Here is a 15,380-nt window from a genome sequence, read left to right on the forward strand (position 1 = left end):
ATCCATAATGCAAAGAGAAGAAATTAATTATGGTATGCAAAAGTGATACAGAAACGGAAATAAAGAGACCTCGCCGTGAGCGAAACGTTTTTCTATAAAAAGACGCCGCATTTTGTTATATAAAAATGCGGCTACCATAAGAATATATAATACATCTGCGAAAGCGTTATCTCGCCGATTTCGCCTCCGCCATTTGTCTGCGGCGTCGCAGCGCAATAGCCAGCTGGATAATATTGATTAAAACAACAATCGCTGTCGCCGCAAATACCCAACGAAAACCGGCCATTGCGGAAACGGATGCACCAATAAGCGGACCGGCAACATTCCCCAGATACATAAATGACTGGTTATATCCAAAAATTCGCCCCGTCACCTGGTCGCTGGAATATTTGACCAGCAGGGTCTGTACCGCAGGCAACATGGCGCCATCAGCAAACCCGAGCAGAAATCGCAGTACGCCAAGCTGAAGCGGAGAGGTGACGAACGACATCGCAAAGAAGAGCACCACCGCAAAGATCAGCGTCGCCATCAGGATGCGCGCCGTACCGATCCTGTCACCCAGTTTTCCGAGACGCGGCGCGGAAATCAGGGCGGATACGCCCGGCACGGCGGCAATCATGCCGCTTAAAAAAGCGATGTTCGTGCTCTCCGGCTCCATTGACTTGATAAACAGCGCCAGTATCGGCCCCACCGAACCGTTACAGAGCTGGATCACCATGGTGGTGACAAACAGGCTGATCATCAGCCCCGGATAAGGCAGCGAGGCGAAAACGGCCTTGCCGCTCAGGCGTTCAGATTTACTGATAATCGGGCGGCCTCCCTCTTTAATCAGAAAGAGCGTGACCAGAAAACTGACCACCAGCAGAACCGCAGTGATGATAAATACCGCGCGCAGTCCGACGTGGTCCGCCAGAAAGCCCCCCAGCAGCGGGCCACCGATGACGCCGCTGATCTGCGCCGTGGAGAGCGTGCTCAGCGCCCAGCCGCTCCGCTCGCGCGGCACCTGAGAGGCGACCAGCGCCATGGCGTTTGGAATATACCCGGACGTCAGCCCCATCACCGCCCGCAGGAAGAACAGCTGCCAGACGTTGGTGGCGAAGGCCTGCAGCAGAATGGCTATCGCCATCCCGAGCGAGGCGCGCAGCAGCATCAGTTTACGGCCTTTTCGATCGGCCAGGCTGCCCCACATCGGTGACACAATGGCGGAGACCAGAAACGTGACGCTGAACGTCAGACCGGACCACATGGAAAGCGCTTCATGCGAGGTCACCCCCAGCTGCGACACGTACAGCGGCAGGAACGGCAAAATCTGGCTGATGGCCAGCCCGGTGAAGAAGCAACCGAACCAGACCGAGATGAGATTAACTTTCCAGGATTCCATACAGAATAGTCTTCATTTTTAGGCGAATTCGCCGTCAGATTAGCAAGTTACGCGTGTTAACGTCGCACCAGAGATGCGGCCTGACCGACTTTGGTGTTTTATCTCCCCAGTCATCATATTTGTGAAATAAGTCACAACTCATCCATTTTCTGGCGGAATATTATGCTTCACCGGCACAGGCCAAAACCGCGCATTCCGAGATGAAAATGGTTGGCATGCGCCGCGTTGTACTCTGGCCCCAGACCGTTCCCGTAGTACCCGCAGCTTGCCTCCAGCATCGCCTTCAGCCAGGGCTGCGTCGTGGCCGCCTTCCAGCCGTTCAGCACCGTGACGCGTTCGCCGTTCGCCAGACGAAAAGCGGCAATATCCAGCGCCTCCGCCGTGGCATGTTCACTGCGGCGCGCGTCAGGGCGGTGGTAAATATTGCGGCAGGCAAAGCTGCCGAGGTGATCGATACGCGCGAGGTCGCTGCCCGTATAGCGTTTTGTCAGCGGCCGGGCCTGCTGGCTGATAAAGAGGGCTGAACTGAGCGCCAGCGGACAGCTGGCAAGAAAGCTGCCGTTCAGGCCGACCGGGCCGAAGTCTCGCACGCGCACGACGTCGCTCAGCGGGCATTCCCCGGCACTGTCAGCGACCGGCTGGGTGCGGATGAGATCGCGTTGATTAGCCTGCGCAAGCAGGTTTGCGCAGGCCTCGGGCGTTAAGCGCCGAAGCTTATACTGGGTGATTCGGCCTGGCGGATCGTCAAGCGTCAGCGGTATGAAAGGGTTGTAGTAAGGCGGCAACCAGCGGTAACCCACCGTTGCGACGGCGATAAGAATCAAAACGGTCAGCAGCGTTTTTCCTTTCACTCGCCCCCCTGAACATTCCCCCAAACATTATGGCAGAAGGTCGCGAAACCCGCCGGGCATCGTGGTATGTTATTGGCTTTTCGTCAGACTGGAAGAGAGTGAGATGGCTAAGCAGCGCGTAGGTATTGTCTTTGGGGGAAAATCAGCGGAACACGAAGTGTCATTGCAATCGGCTAAAAATATCGTTGATGCGATCGATAAAAGCCGTTTCGACGTGGTGCTGCTGGGCATTGATAAACAGGGCCAGTGGCACGTTAACGATGCCAGCCAGTATCTGCTGAATGCTCACGATCCGGCCCATATCGCCCTGAATCCTTCAGAAATTAGCGTCGCCACCGTACCCGGCGTCGCGAAGGGGCAGCTTATCGATGCCGGCAATGCTCAGGCACTCGCCCAGATCGACGTGGTCTTCCCTATCGTGCACGGCACGCTGGGGGAAGATGGTTCTCTGCAGGGGATGCTGCGCATGGCCAACCTGCCGTTCGTCGGCTCGGACGTACTCGGCTCCGCCGCGTGCATGGACAAAGACGTCACCAAACGCCTGCTGCGCGACGCCGGGCTGAATATCGCGCCGTTCGTCACGCTCACCCGCGCCAACCGCGACAAGCACAGCTTCGCGCAGATTAGCGCTGAATTGGGTCTGCCGCTGTTTGTGAAGCCGGCGAACCAGGGCTCCTCCGTGGGCGTCAGCAAAGTGACAAGCGAAGCAGAGTTCACCCAGGCCGTCCGCCTGGCGTTTGAGTTCGACCATAAAGTGGTGGTTGAGCAGGGCATCAAAGGCCGTGAAATTGAGTGCGCCGTGCTGGGCAACGATTTTCCACAGGCGAGCACCTGCGGCGAAGTGGTCTTAAACAGCGACTTCTACTCGTACGACACCAAATACATTGATGATAAAGGCGCGCAGGTTGTCGTGCCTGCGGATCTCGATCCGGCGGTTAACGATAAGATCCGGGCGATCGCCATTCGCGCCTATCAGACGCTCGGCTGCTGCGGCATGGCGCGCGTGGATGTGTTCCTGACGCCGGAAAACGAGGTGGTGATCAATGAAATCAACACGCTGCCGGGGTTCACTAACATCAGCATGTATCCGAAGCTGTGGCAGGCGAGCGGCCTCAGCTATCCGGAACTGATCACCCGCCTGATCGAACTGGCGCTGGAGCGTCATGCCGCCGACAGCGCGCTTAAAAGTTCCGTAAACGGTTAGTCGGCGCGCTTCGCCGACGCTGCCTCATCCGCTGTCGTCTCTTCAGGACGGCGGCGGATAATCAACCCCGCCAGCCAGAAACTGATAACCCAGGTCACCAGCCCAACGGCATAGGTTTGCCAGCCTTTTGCTTCAAACCCCAACAGGCCCACGACACCGTTAAGAATAAAGATCAGCCCGATAGCGAAGGCGTAGTAGTGCCAGTCACGGCGTAGTTTGGACGTGAGCTTCATAACAACTCCGGCAGGAAAAAAAGACATCCTCTCACAGTTTTACGGCCAGGTCTGTGGCAGATACGGAAATTCTGAAACGCGACGCAATTTCACTTAAGTTAATAAATTGTGACGTGCTGCAGAAATCAACAATCCAGGAGGATTCCGGCGCGTAAATTACCACGATTCTGATATTGACAAATGCGATGACCTGTCAAACTCACCCTGTACGAAGCGTATTAACAGAGCGATTTATCCGGAGGTCATCATGGCTGACTTTACATTGTCGAAACCGATTTTTGGCGGAAAACCAAAAACCTCCACGGCGGGTAATATCGCGTATGCCCTGTTTGTTCTGTTCTGCTTCTGGGCTGGCTCGCAGCTGCTCAATATGCTGGTCCATGCGCCTGGCGTTTACGAACACCTGATGCAGGTGCAGGATAACGGACGCCCGCGAGTTGAGATTGGCTTTGGCGTCAGCACCCTGTTCGGCCTGATTCCCTTCCTCGCGGGATGTATGATTCTGGGCGTTGTGGCATTAGTGCTGCGCTTTCGCCGCCGCCGTTAAAGCCCCATACAGCGAGCCCGGCGATCGTCCACGCGTTTCGCGAACCACGCGGTGGTCAGGTTACGCGTGATCTTCGGGCTTTCCAGCTGAATACCCGGCAGGATAGCCCTCGGTAACGTTTTCCCGCTTTTCTGCTCTGCAAGCGCAAACACCTTCTTGTAGAGATCCGTTTTCTCAAAGGCCAGGCTGTCGCCTTTCTCAAGCTGGCGGCGAATGTCGCTGTTGCTCAAGCCAAGCGTTGTCGATAATTTCCGTACGTCAAGCTCGGTGCTTCCCGCCTCGCTGCTGCCGTAGGCGATAAGATCGCCGTCCAGCGCCAGCTTAACGCCGCTTGCGCGGCTGACCGCACTCTGGAATGCCGCATTACGGCTGGCATACCAGCCGGCGTTAAAGTCGGCAAAGCGGTACAGCGGCTCATCGTAGTTCGCCGGGTAGTTCAGCAGGTGATACGTGCCGAACCACAGTCCGCCGCGCAGGGAGAAGACCTCCTGGCGCACCGTACCGTCGATTTTCCACGGATAGCCGTCGGTGTGTTTCTCCGCGAACGCGATGCTTACCTGCATTGGGCCACCGGTGTGGACCGGGTTCAGTGAGCCAAACAGCTTCTGACCCATCGGCACCATGTTGATGAAATCATCGAAAATAGCGCTAAGCTGTTTTTCGGTTTTCACCGTATCCAGCCGTTCGCTGTAGCTTTTGCCGTTCGGCGAGGTGATTTTCAGCGCGGTATGCACGAGGAACACCGGGATATGCATGGACTCCGCGCGGCGGTCGATCTCTTTCCAGGCGATTTTATTCAGCCCCGGCACAGCCGGGTCTGACTGGTACATCGACTCCTGCTGTGCCACCGCCAGCACCGAACAGATGTTCTCCTCGGTCGGCGCAATCTTTTGGCTCTCAAAGGTTTTTGCCAGCGCGTCTGCCCACGCATTGCGATCCTTCACGCTGGCGGGCATTTTCTGCCGCACAACGCTCGCCACATCAACGGGCTTCTCGCCCTTTTTGAGCGGAGCGGCCCCCTTTTCGGCACAGCCTGCCAGCACAAAAGCGGCCAGTATGGTCAACGGTAACGCGCGCGGTACGGCAAAAGGCATAGCAACGTCCTGTATTAGCTAAATGTGTTGGTGACTTCCTGCAGGTCACGATCGTCCAGCTCGCGTTCAAAGCTGCGCAGACGTTTGTAGATAGACATCAGTTCCACCAGCGTGGTCCAGGAGCTGATCAGGTACTGGAACGACCCACGAACCTGACCGAAAACGTTGGTGATCTGCGTCATCAGACCGAGCGTAATCGTACCCGCAACAATGGACGGAAACAGCAGGAACAAACCGAAAACGTTATCCACCTGCAGATACAAAATACGCGCAATGTTGAAATACATATAGTGGAAGTAGAGACGGAAATAGTTACGACGCACGGCGCCAAACAGCTCGCGGACGGTCGGCGGCGAGGCGCGGTTGGCATCGTCTTCACCGTACACCAGCTCTTTACGGTATGCGGCTTCGACGCGTTGATTTTTAAACTCCAGACCCGGCAGTTTAATCCCAACTACCGCCAGCAGGCCCGTGCCCATCAGCGACCAGACAATCGCAGCAATCACCAGACCATACGGAATGTGGCCGACAATCGGCAGATCCGGCACGTGCGCCGAGAGCGTCACCAGCACCGGCAGGAAGGCAATCAGCGTCATGATGGCGTTGATAAAGCTGACGCCCATGTCTTCAAGCGTGGAGGCAAAACGCATGGTGTCTTCCTGCACACGCTGTGCGGCACCTTCGATATGACGCAGGTGCTGCCAGTGCGCCATATAATGTTCGTTCATCGCGGTACGCCAGCGGAAAACGTAGTGGCTAACGAAGAAGTTGTTCATCACGCCGATGATCACCGCAATCAGGGCGATGCCGAGGAAGACGCCGACCTCATGGTAGAACTGATTGATGGTCACCTTGTGTGGCGAGCTCAGCGCGGTCTGGATCAGATCGTAGAACGGTGCATACCAGGCGTTAACCGCTACGCCCACTTCCACCAGGAACCAGGTCACAAAGATAATCAGCGATGTGCCAAGGATCGACCAGTACTGCCAGCGGTGGGGTGAATAGACAAACCAGAACAGGGCAAACATCCCTACGCACACCATGTAGTAGGCGTAAAACAGCAGGTAGCTCAGCGACCAGAAGCGCGCCGCGCTAATCGGCACCTCGCCTGTCGCCCCCGTGATGCGCGTCAGCCATGCGCCGCCGCCCGCCTGCCAGAAAATGACAGCGATCAGTGCCCAAATAAATGCCGACAGGAAAAAAGGCCCCGGCTTTGGGAAAAAAGACTTAAACATAATGCTTCCTTCTTGTTGTTATGGCTGTTGCTGTGTACAACACGTCACCACACGAAAACCTGCCCGCGCCAGCCTCCCGGCTCCGGCAAAAAGGTCAGACCCGAGCGTTAATTATTAGTTCGCTTTCCAGTTTTCAAGAATTGTTTCGGTGCGTTTCACCGCGAGAGGATTCGCTGGCGCAATGAAGTTACGCCAGACGTCGTTGTGATGGTTAATCAGGATCTGTGCGTCAGCAGCCGGACGGTTGGCGGTGGTATGGGCATCTTCGGCAACGGTGATGTGATAACCCCGGCTGACGCCGTTCTTGATCGTCGCATCGACGCAGTAATCGGTGGCGCAGCCGCAGATGACAAACTCGCGAATGCCCTGCTCCCGCAGCAGCGCCTCAAGCCCGGTGTTGTAGAAGGCATCGCAGGCCATTTTGGTCACGTAAAGCGCACCAGCAGGCTGATGGAGTTCAGGCAGTAGCGCAAACCCTTCGCTTCCCTCTTCCAGCCCCCCGGCCTCGGTATGCTGTATAAAAATCACCGTGTCGGCTGCCTGCGTAAGCTGGTTGATCAGAGAGACACACTTTTCGCGCTGATGACGAGGGGTTTCAAACACCCCGTTTTGCATATCGACAACCATAACCACACGCTTCTCAGACATACCGTTCTCCGTAAGATTGAGTGACACTGGTGCCTATCATAAGCCCGATGTCACAAAATGGGAGATGGCTCGCAAGTAAATTGTTCATATTTACCCATGGTTACGTTTTTCTCGCTATCGTTATGCAATTCGGGGCATTGCACGGTACCGATTAGTAGTATAAATACCCATTACTTTCCTCATTCACTTCATGGATGCTTTTCGTTGAAACGTTGTCTGCTCTCTTTTGCCGCGCTGTGTGCGGTGAGCTTCTCTACCGCCCAGGCAGCCCAACCGCTGACGGCTCCCGTTTTAGCTTCAGATATTGCCGATCGCTACGCGAACCTTATCTATTACGGCAGCGGCGCGACCGGTATGGCGATGGTCGTTATCGACGGAAACCAGCGTGTATTTCGCAGCTTTGGCGAAACGCGCCCGGGCAATAACGTTCACCCGCAGCTGGATTCCGTTATCCGCATCGCATCCTTAACCAAGCTGATGACCAGCGAAATGCTGGTGAAACTGCTCGATCAGGGCGTGGTGAAGCTCGACGATCCGCTCAGCAAATACGCGCCGCCAGGCGCCCGGGTACCCACGTATCAGGGTACGCCGATCCGGCTTGTGAACCTTGCTACCCACACCAGCGCCCTGCCGCGTGAACAGCCAGGCGGCGCGGCGCATCGTGACGTCTTCGTCTGGCCAACGCGCGACCAGCGCTGGAGCTATCTGAGTACCGCCACGCTGAAGGCGGCGCCGGGTTCGCAGGCCTCATATTCAAACCTGGCGTTTGACCTGCTGGCGGATGCCCTCTCAACGGCGGCTGGCAAACCCTACACGCAACTGTTTGAAGAACAGATCACCCGTCCGCTCGGCATGAAAGACACCACGTTCACCCCGTCCCCGGACCAGTGTCGTCGCCTGATGGTGGCGGAGAAAGGCGCCAGCCCCTGTAATAACACGCTGGCGGCCGTGGGCAGCGGCGGGGTTTACTCCACGCCTGGCGACATGATGCGCTGGATGCAGCAGTTCCTTTCCTCGGATTTCTACTCTCGCAGCAGCCAGGCCGACCGTATGCAGACCCTGATTTATCAGCGTACTCAGCTGCATCGGGTCATCGGGATGGACGTGCCGGGTAAAGCCGATGCGCTCGGCATGGGCTGGGTCTATATGGCACCGAAAAATGGCCGGCCGGGGATTATTCAGAAAACCGGCGGCGGCGGCGGATTCATCACCTATATGGCTATGATTCCGCAGTCGAACGTGGGCGCGTTTGTGGTGGTCACTCGCTCCCCACATACGCGTTTCGTCAATATGAGTGACGGTGTTAATAACCTGGTGGCGGAATTGAGTGCCAATAAAGCCCAGGTGCTTACCGCATCCAACTGAGATTAATATTCCGTGGGCAAGCGGTTGATGCTGACCAGCTTGCCCCGGCTCATATTGATATAATTTCCCTGTCGCAGGGCGGCCAGAACTTCGGCAACAACAGAACGTGAAATGCGTGTGCTTTGCTGAATATGATTCATCACACCGATTTTTGAACGCAGCGTTTCATCCCACTCGGCCATATTAAGCAGCATCGCGCGGATCTGGTGATAGGAGTTATTGCCAACCAGCTGCTTATCGCGCTTCTCAAGAATGTAATTTATCCAGGATAACCAGCTGAAGGCCTCTTTCCACAGTGAAAATTGCTGGATTTGTTGTCGGGTAGTTTCTGTGGATAAATAAAAACCGGTACAGGCCGTTTTAGCAATCACTCTGTATTCTTGTGAATGATTAATCATCACCGTAGCCAGACCAAAAATAAAGGGGGCAGTCGCAATCCCCACCAGAAGTTCATCAGAAGGGCGATAGATCTCAATAACGCCGGTTTGTAATACGATCGTGCGAGGCTCATTCGATTCGCCCGACGTAATTAATTGTTGGGGTGCACATGTAAAAGGGGTACTGGCTGCTATTAACCCCTGTTCGAGCCGGCGTAATTCAGAAAGTGGTTTCGCATTAACGTTCATGCAGACCTCAAGTCATCCGTATTTGTCGGTTCAATATTATTTTTATTGCTTCGCTAAAAAGCGGAGGAGATAACCCCTCCCCCGCTTTATTCATTACCAGGTATATTTCACACCCAGGTTTGCGCCCCAGTTCTGGTCAACGTCGCCGCCGCCAAGATATGTGGCATCCGTGTAAGCGCTGAAGTTCTTCGTGAAGCTGAACTGGGTGCCCAGCCCAACACGAACAGCTGAACCTTTCACGCCGTTATCAATGCTGTCACCGTTAATATCGGCATTGTTATCGGCGTCGTCATAAACCCAGGCCAGTTTGAAGTAAGGGGTCAGAGCCTGATCGCCGCCGTAGTTGAAGGTGTAACCCGTATCAACACCGAGTTCATAACGCAGGCTATCGTATGATTGTCCATCCATGCGCATGTCATTGCTGAGGCGATAATCATCGCCTGACTGGAACAGACCCGATACGGCTGCGTATGGCGTTACGTAGCCAGAGAGGTTTGTTTTCCAGTCATAACCCAGCTTCAGACCAAAGCCAACAGCGTCACTGGTGGTATTGCCGTCAACATACTGACCGTTGCTCATGTTAGCGGAGAGATCGTTGTTGAAGCGGGTGTAGCTCAGGGAGCTGTCGAGGAAAAGATCGTTCATGAACTTCGCTGACGCGTAGATCATCGCCGTCTGGCTATCCTGATCGACCTGACCGGTACGATCGCTGATATCGCCCTTCGCGAAACCTGCCGCACCACCGACGATCCACTTCGCGTTATTACCGTCAATCTGGGTATCCAGACCCACCATAATACCGCTCACGTCCTGATCGTAGCTGATAACGCCGTTGTCACCGTCGAAGTTGCCGCCGAAGTAGCTCACCCACGCCCCGCCGTTATCCGCCAGGCCGTGACGGCTGTTGGTCAGACGTGCACCTACGGTATCCTGCTGCAGATTCCAGATATTGGTATTAGCAGAAGGGATGCTCAGCGCCATATTGGCATAGTCGGTCAGTTCTTTCTGCTGCAGAACGACGGTGTCACCCTGCTGCTGCGCCTGGTAGGTATAAGCACCTAAATCGGCTTTGTTTGCGGCAGTAAAGCTGGCCGCCGTATCCGCGTTATTGTCATAGACACGGACAATCTCTTTATTTTTGTAATCAGCGACGGAACCTGCTCCGGTCGCGTCGTCGATACGGACTTTATAGTTGCCTGCGACGTCACCGTTCACCGCCAGATGGCCGTCAGAGTGAATGGCCACTACGCCGTAGTCATAATCGGCGCTGCACTTGTCGTTAGTGATATAGCGTGCGTTGTTCAGATCGCTGTTCAGCACGTAATCGCGGCTGGCAACATTCAGCACGCCGCCATCGGTCAGAACCATAGTGTGCGTATCAACCTGGCCCAGACCCAGCGCCAGCTCTGCACCGTTATCCACGGTGATGGTGTTGGCATACAGCTCGGCCGTTTCTTCCGTCAGTGCCGCACGGCTATCGCTGTCCAGATACAGATGGTCGGTGGCCACGCCGCCGTTGTCGCCAATGTTCAATGAGGAAGCATTGGTCAGAGTGATGGTATCCGCCAGCAGGCCTGAGTTTTCAACATTGACCTGAGACTGGTTGTTTACCGTCAGCGTGTCGATGTTTGACATCTTGCGGGTATCCCACTCGGAGCCGTTATCCAGCGCAATGTTAAACAGACCGCTCTGATACACCGCTTCACCCGCAACATGTGCGTTGCTGTCATAGGTGGAATCCGGCCAAATGCTGTTCGGGGACAGCGTGCGCCAGTCTACGTTGCTGTAGCCCTGGCCATACATCTGCGTCGTGCCGATAGCCTCAACGCTGGACTGCGCAGCACCGACCCATTTGCTGCCGTTGGTCAGGGTGACATCCAGCTTATCGGTGCCGTCCCAGCCGTTGGTGGTAGGGTTATAGACACCGTCTTCGGTGGTATCGGTTGCCGGATCGCCGTTCGGGTAGAAGTTGTTGTCGAAGGTGCTGGAGAACAGGATGTCGCCCGTAACGGTGGAGTGATCGAACGTGGCAGCGGTCTGCATCGCGTTATCAGACGCGCTGGCGGTAACAATCAGCGCGGCATCATCTGCCCCTGTCGCGTCGGTTTCACTATAGTCGCTCGGCTTCGCAGTCTGGCCGTAGAATCCGCTGGTACCTAAATCGCGGTACGCACCGGAAGTCAGTACCGAATCTTTTACCAGTAGCGTGTCGGTAAAGACCTTGCTGCTGTTGGCTACGCCTTCAACGCCGTCGTACGGGGTATTATCCCGTTCCTGATCCCCCTGCGTCAGGGTAATCCCCGCGACGTGAGAATTATTCTGGATAACAATATCTGATTCCACATCCAGGGTAATCGCATTACCCATATCATAGGTATCCAGATAGTGTCTTTCCGTATTTTCCCCATTCACGACATCATACGCATAATGTTCATACGTATCGTTAATGGTGGAATTATCAACGGTCAGGCTAAACCGATCGTATTGAGCATGTTGGGTGCCGTCGGCATCCAGACCATCAGCACAGGTGGCGGTCATACACTGAGAGGTAATCATGCCATTAATGGTGCTGTTGGAAATACTCAACGCATTCGCCCGACCATTGATGCCATCATCGAGATAGTACGTTGAAATAACACCATTCACGGTGGTTTTATTAATCACCGGGTAAATATCACCATCGTGGATGGCATCTGAGAAATCCCAGTCGGCATAGCCATAATACCAGGGAGTGGTCGCTGTATTATCGTATCCGAAGGTATTATATGTCGTACCGGAAATATCCTTCGCATTGGCCTGAGAAGCGATAGCCAGGGTGCAGGCTAATGCAAGTTGAGATACAACGAGTTTCTTTTTCCATGTTTGCATTGGGTCATCCCTCCTCAGGGACGTAAGCAAGTTTGTCCATCAATGAATTTGCAATATTTAATTGCGGAGGGAATTATGCAGTTTCATTTCGAAAAGGTTCAATGAATGTTTCCATTAAGTCCGCATTCAGACAAAAAACAGATTCAGACCACAACGCACAGGGCGTCATAAAATAAATATTATAAAAACAAAATGTTAATGCACGGGCAAAGCAATCAGGGAAATATCATAAAAAATAATAAATCATTTTTAATGATACATTCATTTCCATATAGAAATAACACAAATATCTCATTCTTCTCTCAGCGTTATACTGTCCTGCATTATATATTATTGGTAACAGGCAAACTCTTCTGCTGCATTTCGCAAAAGCAAAATGCCCACTTTAGTAAAACACCCGTCGCCACTTTGAGGTACACTAGCCCTCTTTGTTCCACAAACATCAGGCATACCATGACCGATTTAATTGCACGTCCCCGCCGTCTGCGTAAGTCACCTGCACTGCGCGCTATGTTTGAAGAGACAACCCTGACCTTAAACGATCTGGTGTTGCCGATTTTTGTTGAAGAAGAGATCGATGACTACAAAGCCATCGAAGCCATGCCGGGCGTCATGCGCATTCCGGAGAAATATCTGGCGCGTGAGATCGAACGTATCGCCAACGCGGGGATCCGCTCGGTGATGACCTTCGGCATCTCCCACCATACTGACGCCACCGGCAGCGACGCGTGGAAAGAAGATGGCCTCGTCGCCCGCATGTCCCGCATCTGCAAAGAGACGGTGCCGGAAATGGTGGTGATGTCCGACACCTGTTTCTGTGAATATACCTCTCACGGCCACTGCGGCGTGCTGTGCGATCACGGCGTGGATAACGATGCCACCCTGCTGAACCTCGGCAAGCAGGCGGTCGTCGCGGCCGCTGCGGGTGCGGACTTCATCGCACCGTCTGCGGCGATGGACGGACAGGTTCAGGCGATTCGTCAGGCGCTGGACGCGGCCGGTTTCACCGACACCGCCATCATGTCCTACTCCACCAAATTTGCCTCCTCCTTCTACGGCCCGTTCCGTGAAGCAGCCGGCACGGCGCTGAAAGGCGATCGTAAAACCTATCAGATGAACCCGCTGAACCGCCGCGAAGCGATTCGTGAATCCCTGCTCGATGAAGCCCAGGGCGCAGACTGCCTGATGGTAAAACCGGCTGGCGCATACCTTGATATCCTGCGCGACATCCGCGAACGCACCGAGCTGCCGCTGGGCGCTTACCAGGTGAGTGGCGAGTACGCAATGATCAAGTTCGCCGCGCTGGCAGGGGCGATCGACGAAGAGAAAGTGATCCTTGAAAGCCTGGGCGCGATCAAACGCGCCGGCGCGGATCTGATCTTCAGCTACTTCGCCCTGGATCTGGCCGAGAAGAAAATTCTGCGTTAATCCGCTTTAGCGCCGGGTGGTGGCTTCGCCTTACCCGGCCTGCTCTCTGCTCAAATCTTCACCCAACTGCAATACAACCGACATCTGCGCCTTCTACTGTCTTCGCAAGACGGCAGGAGGAGTGACCATGTTTAGCCTCGATAGCGTTCTCGACGATCTTTGGCCTCAGGCGAGGCCCGCACCCTGGCAAAAAAGTCTGTTAAAAAGACTGTTCTACGAAGACGAGTTTCAGCAATTTGCCGCCGCCCACCGCCACCTGAAAGGACTGGATATGGTGGAGCAGGTTCTGGAACACCTGGATATTCTCTGCACCGTTTCCGCCCGCGATCTCGAACAAATCCCCGAACATGGCCCGCTGGTCATCATTGCCAACCACCCGACGGGTACGCTGGACGGTCTGGCGTTGCTGTACGCCGTCTCCCGCGTGCGGCGCGACGTTAAAGTCGTGACCAACCGGATGCTGACCCACCTTGAGCCCCTCAGCTCGCTGTTTATTCCGGTGGACAATATGGGCGGCAGGACGGCGAAGTCGTCGCTGGTGCAGATGGAACAGCACCTGCAAAACGCGGGCGTACTGATCTTCTTCCCGGCAGGCGAAGTTTCCCGCCCCACGCGCAAAGGCATTCGCGATAAGAAATGGCACTCTGGCTTTATCAAACTCGCCGGCAAGCTGCGCGTCCCGCTGCTGCCGGTGCATATTCAGGCGCACAACAGCCTGCTCTTTTACGCCAGCACGCTGGTCTCCCCGACACTGTCGATGCTGCTGCTGATGCAGCAGATGTTCCGCCGCCGCCACAGCCAGCTGCCGATTAAAATCGGCCAGCAAATTGCGTGGCATCACTGGCACAGCGCCACCCTTTCGTCGCGTGAGATGGCCGAGCAGTGCCGTCAGCACGTGATGCGTCTTGGCAAGGGAGTGCCCGGCGTCTTTAAAACCCAGTGCGCGATTGCCCGTCCGGAAGACCGGGCCACTTTGAAGCGCGCGCTGGCGCAGGCCGAATCTCTGGGCAAAACCAGCGACGGTAAAACCATCTATCTTTGGCAGCGCAACGGTCAGGAAGACGCCCCGCTGCTGCGCGAGCTGGGCCGCCTGCGCGAGATTGCCTTTCGCGCGGTGGAGGAAGGAAGCGGCAAACGCCGGGACACCGACAGCTACGACGATGACTATCTGCACCTGATCCTGTGGGATGAGGACGATCTGGAGATCGTCGGGGCGTATCGCTTTATGCCGACGGCCATGCAGATCGAAAAGCGCGGCGTTGAGGGGTTGTACAGCTATAGCCTGTTCCACTACGACGACAAAATGCATGACGTGCTGGAACACGGCATTGAGCTGGGGCGCAGCTTTATTCAGCCGCGCTACTGGGGGCGCCGCGGCCTGGACTATTTATGGTCCGGCATTGGGGCGTATCTGGCGCGTTATCCGCACTACCGCTACCTGTTTGGTCCGGTCTCGATTTCCGGCGGCTTACCGCCTGCCGCGCGGGATCTGCTGGTGGCATTTTACCGCCTGTGGTTCCCGGCGACGCATCCGCTCGCCGCCTCGCGCCAGCCGTATCCCGCGTCCCTGCCGGACGTGCTGGCGCAGTTTGGCGGCGTGGATTACGTGGACGATCTGACGAAGCTGAAATCCCTGCTCGGCAATCTTGGCTGCGGCATTCCGCCGCTTTATAAGCAATATTCCGAGCTGTGCGAGCCCGGCGGCGTGCAGTTTATTGATTTTGGCAGCGACCCGGCGTTCAACAACTGCGTTGACGGCCTGGTGCTGGTGGATTTGTGTTACCTGAAGGCGAACCGCTATCAGCGGTATATTGAGGCGCACCTTTAAATGTGCGGTATTTTGTAGGCCGGGTAAGGCGTAGCCGCCACCCGGCAATTGTGCACCGTTTTCGCCGGGTGG

The 15,380-nt window shown here is 55.4% G+C and carries 13 protein-coding genes; 5 read left to right on the plus strand and 8 right to left on the minus strand.

The genetic code is table 11. The annotated features are described in order from the left end of the window. Window positions 1–166 precede the first annotated feature (166 nt). Both FHC48_RS19750 and FHC48_RS19755 read right to left on the minus strand, forming a co-directional pair. Window positions 167–1,381, minus strand: a complete 1,215-nt coding sequence (locus tag FHC48_RS19750; RefSeq protein ID WP_059363683.1) for a multidrug efflux MFS transporter — start codon at window positions 1,379–1,381, stop codon at window positions 167–169. 167 nt (window positions 1,382–1,548) lie between these two features. After that, window positions 1,549–2,232 (minus strand): extensin family protein, encoded by a 684-nt coding sequence (locus FHC48_RS19755; RefSeq protein ID WP_059363682.1) that lies wholly within the window; start codon window positions 2,230–2,232, stop codon window positions 1,549–1,551. Between the two features lie 103 nt (window positions 2,233–2,335). Here FHC48_RS19755 and ddlA point away from each other — a divergent pair, with 103 nt between their 5' ends. Beyond that, window positions 2,336–3,436, plus strand: coding sequence for a D-alanine--D-alanine ligase (gene ddlA / locus FHC48_RS19760; protein ID WP_039265813.1), 1,101 nt, complete (start codon window positions 2,336–2,338; stop codon window positions 3,434–3,436). On the opposite strand, the gene FHC48_RS19765 is transcribed toward ddlA, so the two are convergent. Beyond that, window positions 3,433–3,669 carry a DUF2754 domain-containing protein gene (locus FHC48_RS19765; protein ID WP_008503286.1) on the minus strand — a complete coding sequence of 79 codons (237 nt, stop codon included), beginning with the start codon at window positions 3,667–3,669 and terminating at the stop codon, window positions 3,433–3,435. The two genes, ddlA and FHC48_RS19765, sit on opposite strands and share 4 nt — an antisense overlap. 247 nt (window positions 3,670–3,916) lie before the next feature. On the opposite strand from FHC48_RS19765, the gene FHC48_RS19770 reads away from it, so the two are divergent. Then, window positions 3,917–4,216, plus strand: a complete 300-nt coding sequence (locus FHC48_RS19770; RefSeq protein ID WP_008503287.1) for a DUF2755 family protein — start codon at window positions 3,917–3,919, stop codon at window positions 4,214–4,216. On the opposite strand, the gene FHC48_RS19775 is transcribed toward FHC48_RS19770, so the two are convergent. From FHC48_RS19775 to FHC48_RS19785, 3 genes are all read right to left on the minus strand, one after another. Beyond that, on the minus strand, window positions 4,213–5,310 hold the full coding sequence (locus FHC48_RS19775) for a DUF1615 domain-containing protein (protein WP_059363681.1): 1,098 nt from the start codon (window positions 5,308–5,310) through the stop codon (window positions 4,213–4,215). The two genes, FHC48_RS19770 and FHC48_RS19775, sit on opposite strands and share 4 nt — an antisense overlap. 14 nt (window positions 5,311–5,324) lie before the next feature. Beyond that, window positions 5,325–6,545, minus strand: a complete 1,221-nt coding sequence (gene sbmA, locus FHC48_RS19780) for a peptide antibiotic transporter SbmA (RefSeq protein WP_059363680.1) — start codon at window positions 6,543–6,545, stop codon at window positions 5,325–5,327. Window positions 6,546–6,659: 114 nt separating this feature from the next. Then, the gene (locus FHC48_RS19785) at window positions 6,660–7,193 is read right to left on the minus strand and encodes an isochorismatase family protein (RefSeq protein WP_059363678.1); all 534 of its coding nucleotides are present in this window, start codon (window positions 7,191–7,193) and stop codon (window positions 6,660–6,662) included. Window positions 7,194–7,397: 204 nt separating this feature from the next. On the opposite strand from FHC48_RS19785, the gene ampH reads away from it, so the two are divergent. Continuing rightward, window positions 7,398–8,558: a D-alanyl-D-alanine-carboxypeptidase/endopeptidase AmpH gene (gene ampH, locus FHC48_RS19790; RefSeq protein WP_008503291.1), complete on the plus strand. Its 1,161-nt coding sequence runs from the start codon at window positions 7,398–7,400 to the stop codon at window positions 8,556–8,558. A gap of 2 nt (window positions 8,559–8,560) precedes the next feature. On the opposite strand, the gene FHC48_RS19795 is transcribed toward ampH, so the two are convergent. Continuing rightward, entirely contained in the window at window positions 8,561–9,184 is a 624-nt protein-coding gene (locus FHC48_RS19795; RefSeq protein WP_008503292.1) for a helix-turn-helix domain-containing protein, read from the minus strand. A gap of 93 nt (window positions 9,185–9,277) precedes the next feature. Then, window positions 9,278–12,052 carry an autotransporter outer membrane beta-barrel domain-containing protein gene (locus tag FHC48_RS19800; protein WP_220418893.1) on the minus strand — a complete coding sequence of 925 codons (2,775 nt, stop codon included), beginning with the start codon at window positions 12,050–12,052 and terminating at the stop codon, window positions 9,278–9,280. A gap of 453 nt (window positions 12,053–12,505) precedes the next feature. On the opposite strand from FHC48_RS19800, the gene hemB reads away from it, so the two are divergent. Further along, the gene (gene hemB, locus FHC48_RS19805; protein ID WP_021241687.1) at window positions 12,506–13,480 is read left to right on the plus strand and encodes a porphobilinogen synthase; all 975 of its coding nucleotides are present in this window, start codon (window positions 12,506–12,508) and stop codon (window positions 13,478–13,480) included. A 127-nt stretch (window positions 13,481–13,607) separates the two neighbouring features. Beyond that, window positions 13,608–15,308 carry a lysophospholipid acyltransferase family protein gene (locus tag FHC48_RS19810; RefSeq protein ID WP_059363676.1) on the plus strand — a complete coding sequence of 567 codons (1,701 nt, stop codon included), beginning with the start codon at window positions 13,608–13,610 and terminating at the stop codon, window positions 15,306–15,308. Window positions 15,309–15,380: the final 72 nt, after the last annotated feature.

This window comes from Enterobacter sp. EC_50 (genome assembly GCF_019584525.1).
GTDB classification, from domain to species: domain Bacteria; phylum Pseudomonadota; class Gammaproteobacteria; order Enterobacterales; family Enterobacteriaceae; genus Enterobacter; species Enterobacter roggenkampii.